This is a genomic window from Streptomyces sp. WM6378 (assembly GCF_001279695.1).
Classification (GTDB): Bacteria; Actinomycetota; Actinomycetes; order Streptomycetales; family Streptomycetaceae; genus Streptomyces.
On the sequence record NZ_LGDD01000320.1, the window covers coordinates 15,439 to 35,385 of the forward strand.

Below are 19,947 nucleotides of genomic sequence, written 5' to 3' on the forward strand. Positions count from 1 at the left end.
GTGCAGCCGCTTTCCGACAGCAGCAATCCGTTGATCGCTGCGTTCCCGGCCGAGCTTGCAAGCGATGCCGAGGCAGTCCTGGCTGTGATGCCTGATTCTCGGCTCCAGCCGCAGGCCTCGTTCTCGGTCGCTGTCGAGGGCCAGCAGGTTTTGATCCCCGGGCGCCTCTACAACGACGAGCCGCCAACTGACGCGGTGGCGTCGCTTTCGTCGCGCCAACAACAGCTTCTGCACTGCCTGTACTCACGGCACTGCGACGGCATGGTCAGGCAGCGCCACCTGGAGAAGACCGTTGGTTCCACGGACCCATGGGTCGTCCCTTTCGTCGTGCAGCTGATTGGCGAGTACGTCTTGGAGATCCTGGTCGTCATCTGCAATGAGCTGCGTGATCTCGCCACGCCCGGCACCTGGGGCCACCTCGCTTACGGGCAGTTCATCGTGGACAACCCTGCTTTCTTCGCGCGCACTCAACGGCGGGTCGTGAGCTACTGGAGCCGCTACTACCGGGGCACCTACGCGAGTTTTCAGGGCTACCCGGGGTGCACGATTCTTGACCTTCTACGGTCCGCTGCCTCCGACAGAGCAGGACATCCCTGGCCCAACCTCGCTCCAGCCGGCGGCAGGGTGGACGGCTACTGCTAGGACCCGGCCGGGCACGGTCGCCGGGCTGGTCAAGCAGCATCGGCGAGGGGACGTCCGCCCCAACGGATGCCCTTCTCGCTGCGGATGCGAGTGCGCTCGCGGCGCTGGGCTGCCAGCACGTCGGGGTGACGGGCATTCGCGTTGCGCCAGCGCAGACAGGCGTGCAGGGCCCGGGTCTGCACGGTGTGGTCGCGGTGGTTGGAGTTGGCGATGGTGAACTGCCGCAGCGGCCCGAAGTGCGCCTCGATTGGGTTGGCCCAGGACGCGTATTTCGGCGTGAAGCACAGCTCGACGCGGTTCTTCTTCGCCCAGCGGCGGATCGTCTCTCCCTTGTGGGCGGACAGGTTGTCCAGGATGACGTAGATGGGGGCGCCGTCCGGTTGGGCGGCCGGGATCGACCTGAGCGCGGCCAGTGTGTTCGCGGCGCCCTTCTTCCGGCGGTTGACGCCCCAGAGCGTGTCGTCGCCGACCGCCCACCGGCGTTCCGGACGGCAGGGGCCCATTTTCCCGCCTCCACGGCGGCCAGCGCAGTGGCCTGGGATCCTGACACGCCCATCGGCGACGACGGTCTCGGGCTCAGCGATGAGCATTTTCATGCGGGCTCATCGGATGCTCGGTGAAGAGGGGCTGGCCCGCCGTTCCGGCCGCCCGGCCAGGGCGTGTTCCGAGGTGGAACCGGTGCTCGTGAGCAGGGCGGCGGGACGGACGGCCGCGCCATGGGCGGGGCGGCGTTGACAGCTTGTTAACCGGTCCCTGGTGTCCTCTCGGCATGGCCAGGCAGGAGGCGCTCGGAAAGCCTCTTCCGGCGAGGCACTGTTCAGGGGGATTGCTCCTATGCGAAAGAGACTCGGGACGACCATTGCGGCCGCCGCCATGGTCATGGCGTCCACGGCGGTTTCGGTCCGGGATGCGGGGGCCCATGACGCACCGGGGGCCGGCAGTTCTGTCCGGTTGGCCGCAAGTGTGGTACCGCAGCAGGTGGCGGACGAGGCCGGCTACTACCGGATGGCCGCCGACGACCTGCACCACAAGACCGGTCTCCCGGTCACCACGATCCGGCAGCGGCTTGCCGAACAACCCGCGCTGTCCGCCAAGTTGAAGGACTTCAGGGAGGCACTGGGAGATCGCTCCGCCGGATCGTGGCTCGACAGCCTGGGCGACGGACGGGCCCACGTGGGCGTGCTCGACCGGGCCGACGAGGACCGGGCCACGAAGAACGGTCTAGTCCCGCACCGGGTCCGGTATGCCACGGCCCAGCTCGACCGTGTGAAGGCCGCCCTGGACGAGGTCGGCAAGCGCCAGGTGATGCCACCCAACAGCGCCTGGTCGGTGGACACCCGAGCCAACAGGGTCTCCCTGGAACTCTCCGCCCGGCAGCCGGGCGGACTCAGCGTGCAGCAGGCCGCACGGAAGATCTTCACGGCGGCGGGACTGACGCAGCAGGAGCAGGCCCGGGTGCGGGTCGACACCTCCCGGAGCACCCTCAGCAGACACGGTCTCGTCGGCGGGGACGACATCCAGGTGGGAGGGAACGACTGCTCGGCCGGGTTGGGCATTCTGCAGGGCGACAACTCCACGTACATCCTCACTGCCGGGCACTGCGGAAACGTGGGGGACTCGGCGTGGCGGAACGACGGCGGCACGATCGGAACGATATCCGAGAAGGTGTTCGGCGCCGAGGGGGACTACGCCCTCATCGGGGTCAGAACCCCCACCTCCTGGCGTCCATTCGGGAATCTCCAGAAGGGTTCTCCCGAGGGGACCTTCAACACCTACAAGGGGTGGGTCACCCAATCCCAGCTCCCCGATCTCGAATCGATGTACGCCTGCGGTTCCGGCAGGTATCTGCGATGGGAATGCGGATCCGTCGTCGATTCCAACGCCAGCATGACCGACGAGCACGGTGTCACCACCAACGGGCTCGTGAGAGCGATCAACATGCGGTCGCAGCACGGTGACAGCGGCGGAGCCGTGATGTGGGGCGGAATGGGCCTGGGAACGATCGTGGGCGGCAACGGCCAAGGGGTCACCTACATCCAGCCGGTGGCCAGGGTGATCGACGCCCAGCCCGGTCGCAGGCTTCTCGACTGGCAGAAATGGTGACGCTGCCCGCGCCGAAGAGCCTCCGTGCACTTCGCACGGTGGAACAACCAATGACCCCACGGGGACACAGCCCCGTGGCAACAAAAGGAGAAGCGATGAACGAGGAAATCCTGACCCCCGTCGAGCTCGACGACCTGCAGATCGAGGAGCTCAACGTGTCCGCCGAGTTCTTCTGCAACAACACCACCAGCTGCAACACCACCAAGTAGACAGCCGCACACCGGTGAACCGGCCTGCCGAAGCGGCAGCAGTATCCGCTCCGGCAGGCCGGCCCGGCATACGACCCGCGCACATCCCCGGACCCCGGAAAAGGATGGAAAAGTGCCAGGCAACATACGGTTCAAATGGTCCGTCACATCCTTTGTGGTGCCCGGCGAAGGGGTGTTCCTGCTCTCCGAGCGCGGGCAGACCGTGCTCCGCGGGACTCTCGTCGAGAACCTGGCGCCGCTGCTGGCCGAGCCCCGTACCCGTGAGTCCATCGCTGCCTCGCTGTCGGAGCGGTTCGCCCCGGAGCAGGTGACCCGCGCCCTGGACCGCCTCCTTGCCTCCGGTCACGTGATCGAGACCGGACTCACGGCGGACCCCGGTGCCCCCGCGTTCTGGGAACTGGCGGGTCTGGACGGCACCGCGGGAACGCGGATCGCGGACGGCTCGCTGGACATCACCGCCCTCGGCTCGACATCCGCGGCCCCGTTCGCGCAGGCCGCCGCGGCGTCTGGAATCCGGGTACGGGACCGGGACGGCGATCTCGCACTGGTACTGGCCGACGACTACCTGGACCCGGCACTCGACTCCCTCAACAGCAACTGCCTGGACCGCGGCTGCCCTTGGCTGCTGGTGCGGCCGGCCGGGGCCAGGATATGGATCGGCCCCCTGTTCCAGCCGGGCCGTACGGGGTGCTGGCACTGCCTGGCCGTCCGGCTGCGCGGCAACCGCATGGTCGACTCCTTCGTCCAGTCGTCCCTGTCCCTGGAGCGCATTCCCGTGACGGCCACGGCCGCCGGACCGGGCGCGGCGGACATCGCCGGGCGCCTCGCCGTGCTGCAGGCCGCGAAATGGCTGGCCGGGGTGCGGACGGATGATCTCGCGGAAGTCTTCGCACTCGACACCGTCACGCTGGAGGGCGAGCGGCACCGGCTGACCCGCCGCCCGCAGTGCCCGGCCTGCGGCGACCCCGGTGTCCAGACCAAGGCCGCCTCGCGCCCCGTCGTCTTCCGGCCGCAGCAGAAGGCCGGTACCACTGACGGCGGTCATCGCGCCCGGGACCCCGAGGCGTTCGTCGAGACCTACGGGCATCACGTGAGCCCGCTGACCGGGGTCGTCTCCGAACTGGTCAAGTTCGACACCAGGACGGCCGACGCGGACGGGGCCGGGCTGCTGCACAGCTACATCGCAGGGTTCAACGCGGCCGTTCACCAGGGCGGATTCAAGGCACTGCGGTCCGGTCTGCGGTCCATGAGCGGAGGCAAAGGCCGCAGCGACGCCCAGGCGCGGGCCTCTGCGCTCGGCGAAGGGGTCGAACGGTACTCGGGGATCTTCCAGGGCGACGAGCCTCGGCGCCGCGCCTCGTACCGGGAACTGGGACCCGAAGAGGCGATCCACCCCAACGCGCTCCAGCTCTACTCGGCCCGGCAGTACGCCGAACGCGAGACGTGGAACAGCCGTACCTCGGGGTTCCACCACGTCTGGCGCCCGCTGGATGAAGACGCCCGGGTGGAGTGGACACCGGTCTGGTCGCTGACCCGCGGCCGCCACGTGCATGTCCCCACAGCACACCTCTACTTCGAACACCCCGAAGCGGCGGACGGGTTCGCGGGCGGTGACTCCAACGGTTGTGCAGCCGGGGCCAGTCCGGAGGACGCCGCCCTCCAGGGGCTCATGGAGCTGGTGGAACGCGACAGCGTCGCACTCTGGTGGTACAACCGCGTCCGCCGCCCCGCGGTGGACCTGTCCTCCTTCGATGACCCGTACTTCGCGCAATGGCAGGCGGCCTACCGGCGGATGGGCCGGCAGACCTGGGTTCTCGACCTGACCTCAGATCTCGGTATCCCGGCCGTGGCGGCGCTGGCGCGCCGGACTACGGGGCCCGTGGAGGAACTCCTTTTGGGATTCGGAGCCCACTTCGACATCGGGATCGCCATCTCCCGCGCGATGACCGAGGTGAACCAGTTCCTGCCGCATGTCGGTGCCGGCTCCCCGGCCCCGGGCGCCTACCGGTTCGACGAACCCGATCACGTGCGCTGGTGGACCACCGCCACCCTCGCCAACCAGCCCTACCTGCAGCCCCTCGACGGCCCGGCCCGCACCCGCGACGCCTACCCGGCGCCGCCGCCCCGCGATCTGTACGCCGACCTGAAGACCGCTCAGGAGGCGGTCGAGGCCGCGGGCATGGAGATGCTGGTCCTCGACCAGACCCGGGTGGACGTCGGCCTGCCCGTCGTCAAGGTCCTGGTTCCCGGACTGCGTCACTTCTGGCCCCGGTACGCGCCCGGCCGGCTCTACGACGTGCCGGTGGGCCTGGGCTGGCTGAGCGAGCCCACGTCGGAAGACGACCTCAACCCGATCGGGATGTTCCTGTGAAACCGACCAGTGCACGGCTCGCCTTCCGCGACGATGTCATCGTCGAGGAGGGCTCGGCGGCAGCAGAGACAGCGGAGGGCCGGCGCACCCTCGTCGTCAGCCGCGGCCCGTCCCGGTTCACGCTCAGAGGCACACGGCCGGAAGTCGCCCGGGTGCTCGTGCGGATGACACACGAACCGGTGGACACCGAAGCCGCGGTGCGCGACGCCCCGGCCTGCGCCCGCCAGATGAGCGCCGTCCTGAGCAGGCTGGGCGGCTTGCTGGCCCACCACCTGCGAGCGGGAGGCGAAGAGGCCGCCCGCATCGAATCGTCGGCCGGCGCCCCCCTGACTGCCGCGCCTGTCGACGCCCATGCCCCTGTGCGCATGTCGCCCTTCTCCCTGTGCCGGTCCGTGGACGGCCATCCGGTCGTGGAGTCGCCGTTGTCGACGTTCCGTGCCGTCCTTACCGGGGCCGGAACACGACGCCTGGTGGCGGAGTTGTTCACCGGCGGCACTGCAGCCCGGTTCGCGGAAGACACCGCGATGAGTCCCGGCGACGTCCTCGCACTGGTGAGCCACTTGGCGGGCGCGGCACTGGTGGACGTCGGCGACGTCGAAGGATTTGCGGTGGACCGTGACCCGGTGCTCGCGCAATGGGACTTCCACGACCTGCTCTTCCACGCGCGCAGCCGGTCCGGGCGGTACGACGGCGACTACGGCGCGGTCTTCGCCCACCGTGCCACCATCGAACCGTGCCCTGCGGTCAGAACGCCGCCGCAGGGTTCGCGCACACCCCTGCCCCGGCCACCGCTGGGCGCGGTGCTGGCCAAGGACGTGCCTCTGACCGTCGCCGTCGAGGGCAGAAGGTCGGTCCGCGGGCGCGGCCTGACCCCGCTCTCGCTCGCCGAACTCGGGGAGTTCCTCTACCGCACGGCGCGCGTCCGCACCGTCACCGAGGCGCTGCCGGAGCAGGGGATGCCCTATCCGGCGACGTCGCGGCCGTACCCGAGCGGCGGCGCCGCTTACGACCTGGAGCTCTACCTCACGGTGAACCGGGTGGCCGGCCTCGCCCCCGGGATGTACCACTACGACCCGGTCGGTCACGCACTGGTCCTGGTCAACGATGAGCCGGAGCAGCGGCAGCTGCTCCTGGACTGGGCACGGCGGGCGACCGGGGCCGATCAGACCGCGGACGTCCACGTCATGGTGACCTCCCGTTTCCAGCGGCTGTCGTGGAAGTACCGCGGCATGGCCTACGCCGCCACGCTCAAACACGTCGGAGTGCTCTACCAGACGATGTACCTGGTGGCCACCGCCATGGGGCTGGCGCCGTGCGCACTCGGCGGCGGCGACTCCGACCTGACCGCCACGGCGCTGGGCCTGGACTACACCCGGGAGTCCGCCGTGGGCGAGTTCCTGCTCAGTTCGCTTCCCGCACCCGGCGACCTTCCCCCCGCCGGCCACGACGGCTGGGAACGCGTCAACGGCCACAGCTGGTACCGGCAAGCGCGGCTGCACCTGGAGGCCGGCCGATGACACAGATCTGCCCGGTGCTGTCCCTGCGGGTGTCCGGACTGTCCCCGCAGGACCTGGAGGCCCTGTCGGTCCCCGAGCTGTCCCGTGCCCTGCAGCGCACCAGGTCGTTGCGCTCGGCAGCCGCCGCGGCTGCCCAGCAGATCGCACCGAACCTCTACGAGCTGGTGCCCTCACTCGACACCGACCCGGACGTCCGCAGGGCGGTGCTCAGGCTGCGCAGGGACGTTCACAACACGCGGTGCACGCCATCGACCGTCCGGGCGGCGCGCACCGCCCGGCCGTTCCTCCCTCCCGCCACCGGCACCCTGGTGTCCCAATGGCTGAGTACCGTCGAGGACTTGGCCTTGGCACGGGCCGAGGCGGACGACCTTGCCGCAGAGGCATCCCGCACCACGGGGGCCCGCATACTCACCCTGCTGCGCACTCCGCGGATCGCCTCGACCCTGGCGCTCGCGAGCCCCGTGTTCACCCGCGAGCTCCTGCGCGCCGACCCCGCCCGGCCACCCGCGCCCGGCACCCGCCTGGCCCGGTCGGCCCTGGCCTACGTCACCCGCACCGCGGCGAAGACCAGCCCCTTCGGGGCGCTGACCACGCTCGGCACGGCCCGTCTCGGGCCGCCCCCCGCCGGGCCGCCCGCACCGGCGGAGCGGGGCGTCGACCTGGTGTCCCCCCGCTACCTGGCCGTGCACCTGCTGCGTGCCCTCACCGCGTGCGCCCCCGCCTCCTTCCCTGTGCGCGGGAATCCGAGCCTGCAGCAGACGGACGGGTCGTGGCAGATGCTGCTGCCCCAGTACCAGACCACGGAACGGCTGCACTACCGCTACGACGAACTCACCTCGGTGGACGGCTACGTGCCGTACCTCGACGGGGTGTGGCAGACCTGGGCCGACGGAACCGACGGGCAACGCGCCCTCGTCCGCCGGTGGATCGCGATCGGACTGCTGCTGCCCGAGACGCCCTGGCGGCTGGAGGACCGCGACTGCTTCCGGCAACTGGCCGCGCAGGCAGCCGATTCCCCGGCGATGCCCTCCGGAGCCGCGCCAGCGCTGGAGACGCTGGCGCGTGCGGAGGACCGCATCCCGCAGGCCGGCGCAGCAGAGCGCCTCGCCCTGGACGCCACGGTCCGGCAGGCCGCGGGGGCTGCCCTACGGGCCGCCGGTGCACCCGTCCCGCGGTGGCTCGCGAGCGCCCCGCTATTCCACGAGAACGTTCCCTCCCCGCACCTGCAGCCCCTGACGCTGCCGGACACGGTGGCGGATGACCTGAGCACACTGGCCGGGCTGCTCCGGCCGGCCGTCCGGCGCGGCGGTCTGTACGACGTCCTCGTGGCGCACTTCGTCACCCGTCACGGCCGCGGCGGCGTCTGCCGGGACGTCATGGAGTTCCTTCACACCCTGTGCCGGCGGCCCGACTATCCCGACCTGCTCCGGCAGCCGACCTCCACCGCCCCCGAGGATCTGCTGCCATGCGGCACGGTGGGAGCGGCGGCGGTGTCGGTGCTCCACCAACTGGCGGCGCCGGACGAGGCGGCCCTGCATCGCGGGGAGTACCGGATGGTGGTGAACCGCGTCATGGCCAGTGCGGGCGGCCTCCTGGCACGGTGGGGAGCGGTGCCCGGCACAGGACAGCACGTCGAAGGCCCCCTGCGCACCTGGATCGAGGGCCTGTACCCCGGCTGTGCCGTGTACGGGCTGTGGCCGGGCGGCGACTACGCCATGGTCCAGGCGCCGCCCGGGGGCCTGCTTCCTTCACTTTGCTGGCCCACCGAACTCCGGCCGAGCGGGCACGACGACGGGATCGGCCTCGCCGAGCTCCTGCTGTCCCACGACCCCGGCACGGGAACCCTGCAGTTGTACGGGCCCGACGGACGGAACGTCGCGCTTCCCTACCTCGGCAGCGTCGTCTTCGACCTGCTGGACGGACCGGTGAAACTGCTCGCCACGCTGTCCCATCCGTGGCTCGTGGAACCATCGTGGCAGCGCGACGCAACGACCGCCAGTGCCGGAGCCTCGCCCCGGGCCGAACACGGCCGACTGGTCCTTGAACGCGCCGCGTGGCGCATTCCGGCCGACTCGGTTCCCCGCCCGGAGCGGGGCGAGGCAACGGCAGCCTTCCTTGAGCGCTTCGACAATTGGCGGCACGCAGCGGACATTCCCCTCCTGTGCTTCGTCCAGCTCCTGGGACACCGGTCGTCGCAGAAGCCGCAGTGGGCAGATCTCGGCTCGCCCCACGTGCTGACCGCGCTCCTCAAGCAGATCGACGCCTCCGTACGGACAGTGCTGTTCACCGAGCAGTTGCCCGGGCCGGGGCAGCACTGGCTCGCCGACGCCATGGACGGCCGCCGCCGCGCCGCCGAACTGTGCGCGCTCGTCCGGCTGGACGGCGCGCAGGACTGACGAGGACGGACATGGAAACGGACTGGCTCTACTACCGGATCTTCGCCGAGCACGACCGGGGCATCCAGCACCTCCTCGACGGTCCCGTCCGGGAGATCGTCGGCGAGGCCGGGCGGCTGTGCCCGGGCCACCGCTGGTTCTTCATCCGCTACTTCGACCGGAGAGGACTGCAGATCCGGCTCCGGCAGCACGGCCCGCTCGACGCCCTGGCCGAACTGGAGCACCGGTCCGCTGCCGTGCTCGAACGGGCCGGCCGGGCCGACGGCATCGCGGGGTACACAGGATTCCTCCCGAGCCTGTATGAACCCGAGACCGCCAAGTACGGGGCAGGGGCGGGCATCGCACGAGCCGAGGAGGTCTTCCTGGCGTCCAGCCGGCTCACCCTGCGGATCACCGGCCCCGGGTACTGGCCGCTGCGTCTGGGCTACGCGGGGGTCACCACGGCCGCCGCGGTGGAACTCCTCCCGGCCGCACAGCGGGTGGCCTTCCTCTACAACATGAGCTGGTACTGGAGCGGGGGCAACGGCAGGACGGCCCAGGAACTGCGCCACCGGGTCCGATCGGCGGCCGACCGCAACCGCGAGGCACTTGAGGCCCGGTACCGCATCGTGCACAACGGGCCGCACGCGCACGCGATCCGGGAGTACACGGACCTGCTCCGGGAGACGCTGCACACACCCTTCGCGGAGCGGCTGACGGTCCCGCACCTCTTGTTCCACTTCGTTCACCTGATGAACAACCGGCTCGGTCTGCGTCCCGCCGAGGAGGCACTGGTCGCGGAGTTGCTCCTCACCTCTGCCGGCTCGCCGTGTGCAGCGCGTTGACCGCTTGTTGATCGACGCGGGACACGCTTGTGCGGCAACGGCCGCCGTTGCCCCCATATTTGTCCACGCCGTAAAGAAAGGGCTCGTCATGAGCACCATGAGAATCAACTGTCCGTCGATCGCCCGCCGCTTGACCGGTCTCGCCGCGTCTGCGGTGCTCGCCACGGCAGGAATGCTGGCGACCGGGGGCACGGCGCACGCGGCCGTCGGCGCTGGCGGCACCACCATCTACAACGACGAGCCCCTCTACGGCGCCCAGGAATGGCACGTGGACAACGACGGCGCGCGGCTGATCATGCAGCGGGACGGCAACCTCGTCGTCTACGTCAACGGCAGCCCCCGCTGGGCTGCCAACACCGTCGGCTGCGGCTACAAGGCCGTCATGCAGACCGACGGGAACTTCGTGGTCTACGCGCAGGACGGTCACGCGTGCTGGGAAAGCCACACCGCCCAGAACCAGATAAACACGAACTATCAGGTGGTGAAGCTCCACCTCGGCCCCAACGGCACCTTGACGATCTACGGCGACGAGAGCTCCTCCTGCCCCGACCTGCCCCGGAACGCGGAAAGCACAGCGCCGTACTCCATCCAGCTGAGGTGCGGGATCCCCATCCGGATGCTGTGACGCCCCCGCTCACCCCGCGCCCATCCGTTCGGCCATGCTCGCCAGCGACCAGTGCGGCCGGGCGGCGATCCGCGCCACCGTGGTCCGCAGCAGCGCCGGGTGGCACCGGCAGGCTTCCACCAGGGCCCGGGCGGCGTCCGGTTCGGCCGCGACGCGTGACACTCCAAGAGTACGGACCAGCAGACCGAGCGCGTCATCCACGGGAAACGCACTGAGAGCGACCCGCCGGGCACCGGGGAGGAGCCCGGCGGGCGCGCGCCCGGTCACGAGCACGGCGCACCCCGGGCGCCGGGGAATCAGCGGGCGGATGCTGTCGAGGTCGTGCACGTCGTCGAGCACGACCAGAACCCGGCGGCCGCCGAGCGCCTTCTGGTAAGCAGCGGCCACGTCCGTCCCCTCTCCGGAGACTTCACCGCCGAGCGCCCGGATGAAAGCGGCAAGGACCCGGCCGGGCGGGACGGGCGGCCCGTCGGACGCCTTCAGATCACCGTAGAGCTGGCCGTCGGGATAGCAGTCGCGCAGCCGGTGCGCGGTGTGGACGGCGAGCGCGGTCTTCCCGGTCCCGGCAGCACCGTGGACGACGGCCAGGCGGCTGGCAGCCGGGGGGCCGACGGACCCCAGGGTCTGGACGAGCAGGGCGACTTCCCCGGCCCGCCCCGTGAAATCGCCCGTGTCGGGCGGCAGATGGCAGGGCCGGGCGCGGGGAGCGGGCGTGGTGTCCGCATCGAGGATCCGACGGTGCAGCCGCACCAGTTCCGGCGCGGGGTCGAGGCCGAGCTCTTCGGCCTGCCCGCATACACGGTCGAAGACGTCAAGCGCCTCCTCCCGCCGGCCGCCACGGAAGAGCGCGAGCATGAGCAGTGCCTGCAGATGCCCGGAAGGGGCCGGCCCCGCCGCCAGCGCGGCGATCTCCGGCAGTACGTCCGCGTGCCGCCCGCGGGCGACGTCGAGGCTCAGCCGGTTCTCCAGGGCCGCCGTGCGGCTGGCCGCCAGCCGGTGCCGGATCCGTTCGGCCAAGGGGCCGGGCACGCCGTCCAGGGCGGTCCCGTACCACAGGGACAGCCCCTGGGTCAGGAGCGCGTGGGCGCCGTCCAGGTCACCCTGCTGCCGGGCCGTCGCGGCAGCCCGTACAGCGTCGTCGAAGCAGTGCATGTCGACGGTCCCGGCCGCGACCGTCAGCCGGTACCCGTCCCCGACCTGGAGCAGCGCAGCACCCTCGCTCTCCGCAGAGGACGGGGGGAACGCCAGCAGCCGGCGGATCCGGTAGACATGGGTGGCCAGGGCGCGCTTGGGCCGCGCCGGCCAGTGCTCCTCGTCCTCGCCCCAGACGGCGCGCAGGAGCTGTCCGGTGCTCAGCGGCCGGTCCCGGGCCGCCAGCAGCGCCACCAGGACGGCCTGCTGCTGGGGCCGGCCCGCGGGGGACTCGCCGTCGCCCCGCAGGATCCGCAGCGGCCCCAATGTCCCCAATTGCAGCGTCACTTCGTGCCCCCAAGCCCCGTGTCGCTTCGACATCCGGGCAACAGACATCCCATCATATGTGCGTACTTCATGTGCAGCTGTGCACTTTCGGGGAGGGAGCGCCATGGAGACGCACGAGGACGCCCGCACAAGAGGGGCCGCAGCGCCGTCCCTCCGGTTCGCCCTTCTGGGCCCGGTCCGCGCCTGGCGTGACGGAACCGAGATTTCCCTGGGCAGGCCCCAGCAGCGCGAGGTGCTCGCGATCCTGCTTGCCGCCGCGGGGCGGACGGTGTCGACGCTCCTGATCGCGGACGGCGTCTGGGACGAGGCGGACCGGCCGGGCAGGCCGGGCCAGTCCGTCCGCACCCACATCCACCGGCTGCGCCAGACCCTGGGGCACTCGCTCCTCGCCACCGTCGGCGACGGCTACGCGCTGCGCGTGCCCGCCGGCGCCGTGGACACCTGGGCATTCGAGCGGGCGGAGGCGGAGGCCGCGCGCGTGCGGGCCGCGGGCGGCACGGCCGTACAAGCCCGGGACGTCGTCGCGAAGGCACTGGAGCTGTGGTCCGCCGAGCCGCTGGCCGGCCTCCAAGGCCCCCACGCCAGAGCGGTGCGCGACCGGCTGTGCACCGTCCGGCAGTCGCTGCTGGAGACCCGCTTGGAGCTCGATGCCGAGATCGGGGACCGGCCCGACCTGCATGCGGAGGCGGGCGCCCTGGTCATCGAGTACCCGACGAGCCAGCGGCTGCGGGGCATCCAGATGCTGGCGCTGTCCCGGGCCGGCCGCCAGGCCGAGGCGCTCAGCGTCTACGAGGACACCCGCCGGTTCCTCCAGGCCGAACTGTGCCACCTGCCAACGCCCGAGCGCAGACCCACCCCGGCCCTGCAGCAGCTGCACCAGCGCATCCTGCGCGCGGACCCCGAGGTCAGACCCATCGCGGCGCATCCGGCCCTCGACATGGCCGGCCTGCCCCAGGTCCACCGACTGCCCCGCGGTATCGACGACTTCACCGGGCGCGCCGAGGCGGTCGACGCCCTCACCGCCATGCTCACGCTCCCGGGCACGCGGGCCGTCGTGGTCTCCGCCGTCAACGGCATCGCGGGCGTGGGCAAGACCACCCTCGCCGTCCACACCGCGCACAGGGTCACGGAGCGCTTCCCCGACGGGTACCTCTACGCGGACCTGCGCGGCGCCGACCGCGAACCGCTGGCCCCGCAGACCGTCCTCGCCTCGTTCCTGCGCGCCCTGGGCGTGGCCGACGGCGACGTGCCGGACGACGGCGACGAGCGCATCGCCCTCTACCGCTCCCTGATGGCGGACCGCCGGTTGCTCCTGTTGCTGGACAACGCGGCCTGTGACGGCCAGGTGCAGCCGCTGGTACCGGGGTGCGCGGGCAGCGCCGTCCTGGTGACCAGCCGCGCACGGCTGACCGAGCTGGCCGGGGCACACCACCTGCGGCTCGACGTGATGCCGCCCGCCGAGGCCCTCGCCCTGCTCAGGCGGATCGTCGGTGACCACCGCTGCGACGCCGAGCCCGACGCGGCCGCGGCGGTCGTGGCCGCCTGCAGCCGGCTTCCCCTGGCCATCAGGGTCGCCGCCTCCCGCCTGGCCGCGGAGACCGGCTGGACGCTGGCCGAGATGGTCCGGCGGCTGGAGGACGAGCACCAGAGGCTGAACGAACTGTCCACCGGCGAACTCGCGGTAGAGGCCGCCTTCGAGCTGTCCTACTCCAAACTCTCTGCCGAACAGGCCCGTGCCTTCCGGCTGTTGTCCGCCGTGGACGCGCCGGACCTCGGCCTGCACTGCGCCGCCGCGCTCCTCGGCCAGGCCCCGGAGGACACTGAGGACCTCCTGGAGTCCCTGGTCGACCTCAACCTCGTGGAATCCCGAAGGATGAGCCGGTACCACTTCCACGACCTGGTCCGGGCCTTCGCGCGGGCCAGGAACGCCCGCGACGACGCCCCCGCGGAGACGGCCCGCGCCTTCGCCGGGCTGCTGGACTTCTGTCTGGCCACCGCGCGTGCCGCGGACGCGGCCTCGCACTCGGTGGACCCTGCCGAACGGCGGCTCATCGACGTGCCGGTGGCCGCGGCTGGCCTGGCCTTCGGCACCGCCCGGGCCGCGACGGACTGGATGCACGAGGAGATACCCGTCCAACGGGCGCTGATCGACCGGGCCTGCACGCAGGACGCCCTGCCGCTGGCCCAAGCGGCCGACCTCGTGGACAAGCTGAACAACGTGCTGCCCGGCATCACCCACCAGACCGGCGTGATCGCCCAGGCCGCACGGGTCGCCGAGGTCGCGGCGGCCCGCGGCGACCAGACCTCCGAGGCCCTGGCCCGCTACGTCCGCGGCAACGCCCTGTGGCACGCGAACGCGTACGCCGAGGCCGAGGTCGAACTCCTGCGGTCGATCGCGCTGTGCGACGGCGACCGCGATGCGCGGCTGCGCGCCTGGGCCCACCTCACGCTGTGCGCCGGAGCGCGCGTCCGGGGGCGCACTGGCGAGGCGATAGAGCACGGCGAGGCCTCGGTGCACCTCTTCCGCGCCGCGGGCGCGGACACGGCCGAGGGCACCGCCCTGGGTGAACTGGCCTTCAACTACGCCCGGCAGGGCCGGCTCGCCGAGGCCCGCGCCGCAGCCGAACGCGGCGCCGAACTGGTCGGCGGCGAGCCCTCGGTGTCCAAGGCGATCGGCCTGTACTACCTGGCCCGGGTGCTGCGCCTGTGCGACGACCACGACGAGGCCCTCCGGTGCGCCCAGGAGGCGCTGGAGCTGTTCCGCATCCTGAACGTGTCGGCCTTCGAAGCGGCCACTGGCACGCTGATGGCCGACCTGCACGTCCAGACTGGACAGCACCGCCTGGCAGCGGACGTCGCCGAGACCTTCCTCCCCGTGGCCCGCCAGACCAGCGGCATGCTCGAAGCGAGCCTCCTGCGGGCCCTGGGCTGTAGCCTCGACCGCCTTGGCCAGCACACCCGGGCGCGCACCTGTCTGGAAACGGCCCACGAACTCTTCGAGCAGCGCCAGGCACAGGCCGACATCGACCAGACGCGTGCACTCCTGGCCGGACTGGCGTGCAGCCCTGCCGTATCGGACCCGACGAGTAAGTCCGAGCCTTGTGATGCATGAAGCGCGGGATTCGTCCGATCCGTCTGTGACGACAGACCTCCGGCGCGGGCGTCGGGTGGTCCGTGTGGGGTGGGTTGTGTGCCGGGTGTCAGGTGCGGGTGGGAGGCACGTTGCCCACCGCAGGCCGCATGCCCCACGTCGACAGTTTGTGTCCTGGGGGTTGGTGTGGTCCTTCGGGTTGCGGTGGCGTCCGGGTGTCCTCGTGGCTGGCAGAGAACATCGGGCTCGCTGTGCGCCTGGCGGCCCCGGCGGACGCAGGGCCGTCAGAAATCTTCGCGGCCTTCCTCAAACCGCACTGGGCCACAGCCCGCTGCGAACTGCAGAGCGGATCCGCCTTCGGCGATGGCCTCTTGGACGAACTGGCCAAAGCACCGCTGCCGCAGGAGGTCCTGTCAACGGTCATTTCGAACTCCCCGCCTGCGGCCAGTAGTTCTCCCCGCCGTCACGAACGCGATACATCGGTTCCGATCATCGACCAGCAGCGTGAGGCGATGCTCGGCCTCGGGTCGGACTGGTGGCTCTACGTCGTGCTGGACGGTAAGACAGCCCCGGTCCTGGTCGTGGTTCGGGAGCCGAGCAGGCTGCTCTGGCGGTTGATTACTCCTCTTCGAGAGTTGCCGGAAGGCCAGTACCGCGGCGTGGGCGATGAAGGCAGATGGCACACCATGCCTTCAGACGGGCTTGCCGTGGGAGAGCAGGTCGATGTCCCCATGTGACTCTACGGATGCCCTCTAACCGCATAAGGAATGCGGTTAGGCGGCTGTGACCTGGGGATTTCGCGGGGTGCTGCACCGCGTGTGGCGAGGACGGCGAGCGGGCACGGGCGCTAGCAGCGATTGAACCTCTTTCATCTCCTCTCCGACGGGTGAAGGTGCAGGTCGGCGAGGGGGTATGTGACATGGCGAAGCCCCCGTCGCTGGTGTGGTGATTCCACTCATCACATCGGCATCGGGGGCTTCGTTGGTTCCGTATCCTGCCATGCTCGATGTCCCGCACGAGCTCGTCGAGCATGTCGCGTGGCTGTTGCACGCCCGCAGAACGGAGATCAACTCTCCCTGGCGCAGGCTGGGTTGTTTCAAGCAGGCCCTGCTCGCGCTCGCGCATCTGCGGAAGAACGAGACGTTCGCCCAGCTCGGGGCAGGTTTCGGCGTGTCCGAATCCACGGCATGGCGGTACGTCGATGAAACCCTTGAGGTCCTGGCTGCCTGGGCACCCGGTCTGCGCGAAGCCCTCGTGGGCCTGGGTGAAGGCGACTTCGTCATCGTTGACGGCACCCTGATCCCCACCGACTGGGGGCACCTCCCGGCCGAAGGCTGGGGGACATCAAGGCGGACGAGCCCTACTACTCGCAGAAGCACAAGCAGTACGGCATGAATGTGCAGGTCATTGCCCGTCCCGACGGGACACCTCTGTGGTTCTCCCGCGCGCCGCCCGGACGCACCCATGACCTCACGGCGGCTCGTGCCCACGAAATCGCGCAGGCCTGTCTGACCCGGCAGATCCTCGTCCTGGCCGACCGCGCCTACCAAGGCGCCGGCGCCACCGTCCGCACCCCCTACTACCACCACCGCATCCAGCCGTCGCAGTACCAGCGGTTCAACCGAGTACATGCCCGGCTTCGAGCTCCGGGCGAACGCGCCTTCGCTCGCCTGAAGTCCTGGCGCATCCTGCGCCGGACCAGATCCTCCACCAACCGCGTTGGACGGATCATCGCGGCCGTTCACACCCTCCTCACCTGCAGCTACTCAGGATGAAAGGGGTTCACTGACTACAGATTGATACCTGGGACTTCGCCGTGGCAATACAGGTTCCGGGCTTGTTTCCAGGCTTGCGAGCAATGCTCCAAAAACAGGACATATGCGCCACGTATGGGAAAAATGGAATGTACGGTACTTGGTGTGCCGAAAGCCCGAGCGAGAGGAGTGCACCATGATCGCCAAGCTGCTCCGAAAGCTGTTCTTCACGCGCAACTACGGTGCGTACGGGGTCCACGACTGGGCTACGTCCGCCGACAAGCTGTGACCGCACTGCCGACGGGTGCTCCCGGGCGCCCGCCGGCTCCTGGCCATGCTGTCGGCGATATCGGCCTGGACAGGTGCGAGCGTCAGGGGCGATTTCATGGGCCGAATGAATGAGCCGCCGCGGTTGCCCGAAGGCAGCTTCGCGGCCTGGAGCCGCGACCGGCTGGCACTGGCTCGCCGTGGCGCTGACGAATGCGGCGACGTCTGGCAGCTGGAGCCGGGTGCCTACGTAGTCGCTACGGCCGGCTCGTGCGAAGAAGTCCTGCACCGCACGCAGGACTTCCCCAAGCCACCCTCGCCCCTCTTCCCACCGTTGAAGCGGGCCAACAGCGCGCCGACGCCCGAAGCGCATGCGCACGCCCGCGCCGCCCGCATGCGCGGACTACGCCCGCAGACGGTTGCGGCCCGGATCGGTGAGATCGCGCCCGGCGCCGCTCGATTTGCCGACCAGTGGCCCACAGGCCGGGACGTCGAGATTCTGCCCGTAGTCCGGCCCGCCCTGGCAGAGATCGGCGTGCGCTACCTCTTCTCCGTGGACGCTCCCACTTTGCTGCCCTTCGCCTGGCAGCTCTTCATGGCCCGGGAGCTACTCGTACACCCCTCGCGCTGGGTATGGCCGCGCTGGGTCCCCACATCGGCACGGCGCTTCCGCACACGGCAGCAGGTCGCCTTCACCAACGCTTTGCGGCCGATCGTCCGCCGACGCCGTTCATCGGGCCGGCTCGGTGACGACGTGCTGGGACATATGCTCCAGCCCTCCTCCCGCTACGGCCTACTGCCGGAAGAGGCCATCCTCGACACTCTCCCCGGAATCACCGTCGCCACCTTCGAGACACCGTCCCGGGCGGCCGGATGGATCCTGCTCCACCTGGCCCGGTACCCACAGGCAGCAGGGCGCGTCGCGGTCGAAGCCGCCTTGCTGCCCGCGGACCCGGCCGCAACGACCAGCATCCACCTCGACAGCCTGCAGTACACCCAGGCACTGGTACGCGAGGTGCTCCGGCTGTACCCCCCGAGCTGGCTGCTGACCCGGCGCGCCACGCGACAGACTCGGCTCGCCGGCTACACCATCGACGCCGGGTCCACCGTTCTCGTCTGCCCCTACACCGCCCACCGTGACGCGCGGGAACACTCCGAGCCGGACCGGTTCCGGCCCGAGCGCTGGCTCGATGATTCGGGATCACCGGCGAAACCGGGGGTTTTCCTCGCCTTCGGTACCGGGCCGCACGGCTGCGAGGGAGCCGCTCTGGCCATGGCCATGCTCACGCTCCTGACCGCGCAGATCGCCCGCCGCTACCACTTGAGCGAGCCGCCCGGACCGGAACCCGGCTACCAGGTCACCACCTTCGAAGGTCTCGCGACCGACGGCCTGCGCCTGCGTGCCACCGTGCGCGGCTGAGGGCGGGCCCCGCTTTCGGTGACAGGACGCCTCCACCCGCGTGCAGCGAACGTTGATCAGGTTCGGGTGCCGTTCCACACGTGATCGCATGACCGGCTCATGGTTCGCTCATCGTGTGTCGCTGGTCGAACTCGTTGACGAGGATGCCCATCATGACGAGGTCGTGGTGCCGGCCGGCGGAGAAGACGTGTTTCCGCAGGCGACCCTCCTCGGTGAAGCCGAGCCGACGAAAAAGTGCCAGTGATGCCTCGTTGTCGGCCAAGACCTCCACCAGGCATTTGTGGTAGCGCCGCTCGGCGAACATGAAGCGCAGCAGCACCACCACGGCTTCCGCCGCATAGCCCTTGCGTCGGTGCTCGGCGCCGATCGTGACATCGAACTCGAACCAGCCCGATGGACGGCCGGTGCGATGTGAGCCGACCGTGCCGACCAGCTCTCCCGTGGCCGTCGTTTCGACGGCCAACCGGAAACGGTCGTCATCACACTCGGCAACGGCTTGCTCCTGCGCCCAGGCACGATAGCTCTCGGCGGACCGCGGCAGGTCCAGCCGGGTCCGGCCCTGCCCGCAACCATCAGCGTCAGCGAAGCGCGCGAACACCGTCCAATCGTCGGGTTCGATAGCGCGCAGGCGCACCCGTTTGCCGGACCAGGACGATGCCATGCCCTAGTTGATCACACTCAGTGCACGCGAGATCAAGAGGCACGCCGAGGTAGGTGTCACCCGCGGTTGCTCGGTCTCGCCGCTGATTGTCGTCCTCATCCGGAGCAGTGGGGTCGCGCAGCGGGCGCAAGTCCGACTGTGCCAGAGAGGGTCGTGCCGGTGCTGCCGCGCTACTGCTCTTCGGACTGAACTGAGGTAGAGCTGTTCATGGGGCGGAAGGTAGGGGCAGCTCATGGCGGTACCCGTGGCGACGATTGTGAACATCGGGATCCCGTCGCCGGAGCCTGCCCACGCGATCGACGGAGTCCCAATAGCCCCGTCAAGCGCGGCTTCCCGAGTCCTGCCGAGTGGGCACGCGAAGGGCATGGGGCTGCCGCCAGTCACCGCTTTAGGAGTTCGCTGGATGTCAGGCGTTCGTCGCCCGGGCCATCGGACTTGCCGGTATCGGTGCCGCTGATACGCTGATTTGTGACGGTTTCCGGCGCACCGTGCCATACGGTTTCGTCGAAACGGCAATTCAAAAGAGCGCCGCTTGCGTAACCAAAATGCAGCCGCAACCAGGGATGCGTCCCCCCAGTCAGGCACCGA

The 19,947-nt window shown here is 70.2% G+C and carries 12 protein-coding genes and 2 pseudogenes; 11 read left to right on the top strand and 3 right to left on the bottom strand.

Going from position 1 to position 19,947, the window contains the following annotated elements:
- Complete coding sequence (locus ADK54_RS33255; protein ID WP_053729514.1) at nucleotides 1–642, top strand: hypothetical protein; 642 nt, start codon at nucleotides 1–3, stop codon at nucleotides 640–642.
- Between the two features lie 29 nt (nucleotides 643–671).
- On the opposite strand, the pseudogene ADK54_RS33260 reads toward ADK54_RS33255, so the two are convergent.
- A pseudogene (locus tag ADK54_RS33260) lies at nucleotides 672–1,118 on the bottom strand (transposase); the annotation flags it as partial.
- A 475-nt stretch (nucleotides 1,119–1,593) separates the two neighbouring features.
- On the opposite strand from ADK54_RS33260, the gene ADK54_RS33265 reads away from it, so the two are divergent.
- The 6 genes from ADK54_RS33265 to ADK54_RS33290 all read left to right on the top strand — a co-directional run bounded on the left by ADK54_RS33265 (nucleotide 1,594) and on the right by ADK54_RS33290 (nucleotide 10,687).
- Nucleotides 1,594–2,745, top strand: a complete 1,152-nt coding sequence (locus ADK54_RS33265; protein WP_159047963.1) for a S1 family peptidase — start codon at nucleotides 1,594–1,596, stop codon at nucleotides 2,743–2,745.
- 321 nt (nucleotides 2,746–3,066) lie between these two features.
- A complete protein-coding gene (locus ADK54_RS33270; RefSeq protein WP_053729516.1) occupies nucleotides 3,067–5,325 on the top strand; it encodes a TOMM precursor leader peptide-binding protein in 2,259 nt (752 codons plus the stop codon).
- On the top strand, nucleotides 5,322–6,842 hold the full coding sequence (locus ADK54_RS33275; protein ID WP_053729517.1) for a SagB/ThcOx family dehydrogenase: 1,521 nt from the start codon (nucleotides 5,322–5,324) through the stop codon (nucleotides 6,840–6,842). Before ADK54_RS33270 ends, ADK54_RS33275 begins: the two co-directional genes overlap by 4 nt.
- A complete protein-coding gene (locus tag ADK54_RS33280; protein ID WP_053729518.1) occupies nucleotides 6,839–9,238 on the top strand; it encodes a lantibiotic dehydratase in 2,400 nt (799 codons plus the stop codon). Before ADK54_RS33275 ends, ADK54_RS33280 begins: the two co-directional genes overlap by 4 nt.
- Before the next feature lie 11 nt (nucleotides 9,239–9,249).
- Nucleotides 9,250–10,062, top strand: coding sequence for a thiopeptide-type bacteriocin biosynthesis protein (locus ADK54_RS33285; protein ID WP_053729519.1), 813 nt, complete (start codon nucleotides 9,250–9,252; stop codon nucleotides 10,060–10,062).
- 88 nt (nucleotides 10,063–10,150) lie between these two features.
- Nucleotides 10,151–10,687 carry a hypothetical protein gene (locus ADK54_RS33290; protein WP_053729520.1) on the top strand — a complete coding sequence of 179 codons (537 nt, stop codon included), beginning with the start codon at nucleotides 10,151–10,153 and terminating at the stop codon, nucleotides 10,685–10,687.
- A gap of 9 nt (nucleotides 10,688–10,696) precedes the next feature.
- Here the strand turns inward: ADK54_RS33290 and ADK54_RS33295 are convergent, their stop codons facing one another.
- Nucleotides 10,697–12,199 (bottom strand): AfsR/SARP family transcriptional regulator, encoded by a 1,503-nt coding sequence (locus ADK54_RS33295; protein ID WP_159047964.1) that lies wholly within the window; start codon nucleotides 12,197–12,199, stop codon nucleotides 10,697–10,699.
- A 70-nt stretch (nucleotides 12,200–12,269) separates the two neighbouring features.
- On the opposite strand from ADK54_RS33295, the gene ADK54_RS33300 reads away from it, so the two are divergent.
- The 4 genes and pseudogenes from ADK54_RS33300 (at nucleotide 12,270) to ADK54_RS33315 (ending at nucleotide 18,698) form a co-directional block, all read left to right on the top strand.
- Nucleotides 12,270–15,278, top strand: coding sequence for an AfsR/SARP family transcriptional regulator (locus tag ADK54_RS33300; RefSeq protein WP_053729522.1), 3,009 nt, complete (start codon nucleotides 12,270–12,272; stop codon nucleotides 15,276–15,278).
- Between the two features lie 194 nt (nucleotides 15,279–15,472).
- The gene (locus ADK54_RS33305; RefSeq protein ID WP_053729523.1) at nucleotides 15,473–15,994 is read left to right on the top strand and encodes a hypothetical protein; all 522 of its coding nucleotides are present in this window, start codon (nucleotides 15,473–15,475) and stop codon (nucleotides 15,992–15,994) included.
- 205 nt (nucleotides 15,995–16,199) lie between these two features.
- Nucleotides 16,200–17,032, top strand: a pseudogene (locus ADK54_RS33310) (transposase family protein).
- A gap of 373 nt (nucleotides 17,033–17,405) precedes the next feature.
- Nucleotides 17,406–18,698 (top strand): cytochrome P450, encoded by a 1,293-nt coding sequence (locus ADK54_RS33315; RefSeq protein ID WP_078966813.1) that lies wholly within the window; start codon nucleotides 17,406–17,408, stop codon nucleotides 18,696–18,698.
- 97 nt (nucleotides 18,699–18,795) lie between these two features.
- On the opposite strand, the gene ADK54_RS33320 is transcribed toward ADK54_RS33315, so the two are convergent.
- Nucleotides 18,796–19,359, bottom strand: coding sequence for a GNAT family N-acetyltransferase (locus ADK54_RS33320; RefSeq protein WP_053729524.1), 564 nt, complete (start codon nucleotides 19,357–19,359; stop codon nucleotides 18,796–18,798).
- Nucleotides 19,360–19,947: the final 588 nt, after the last annotated feature.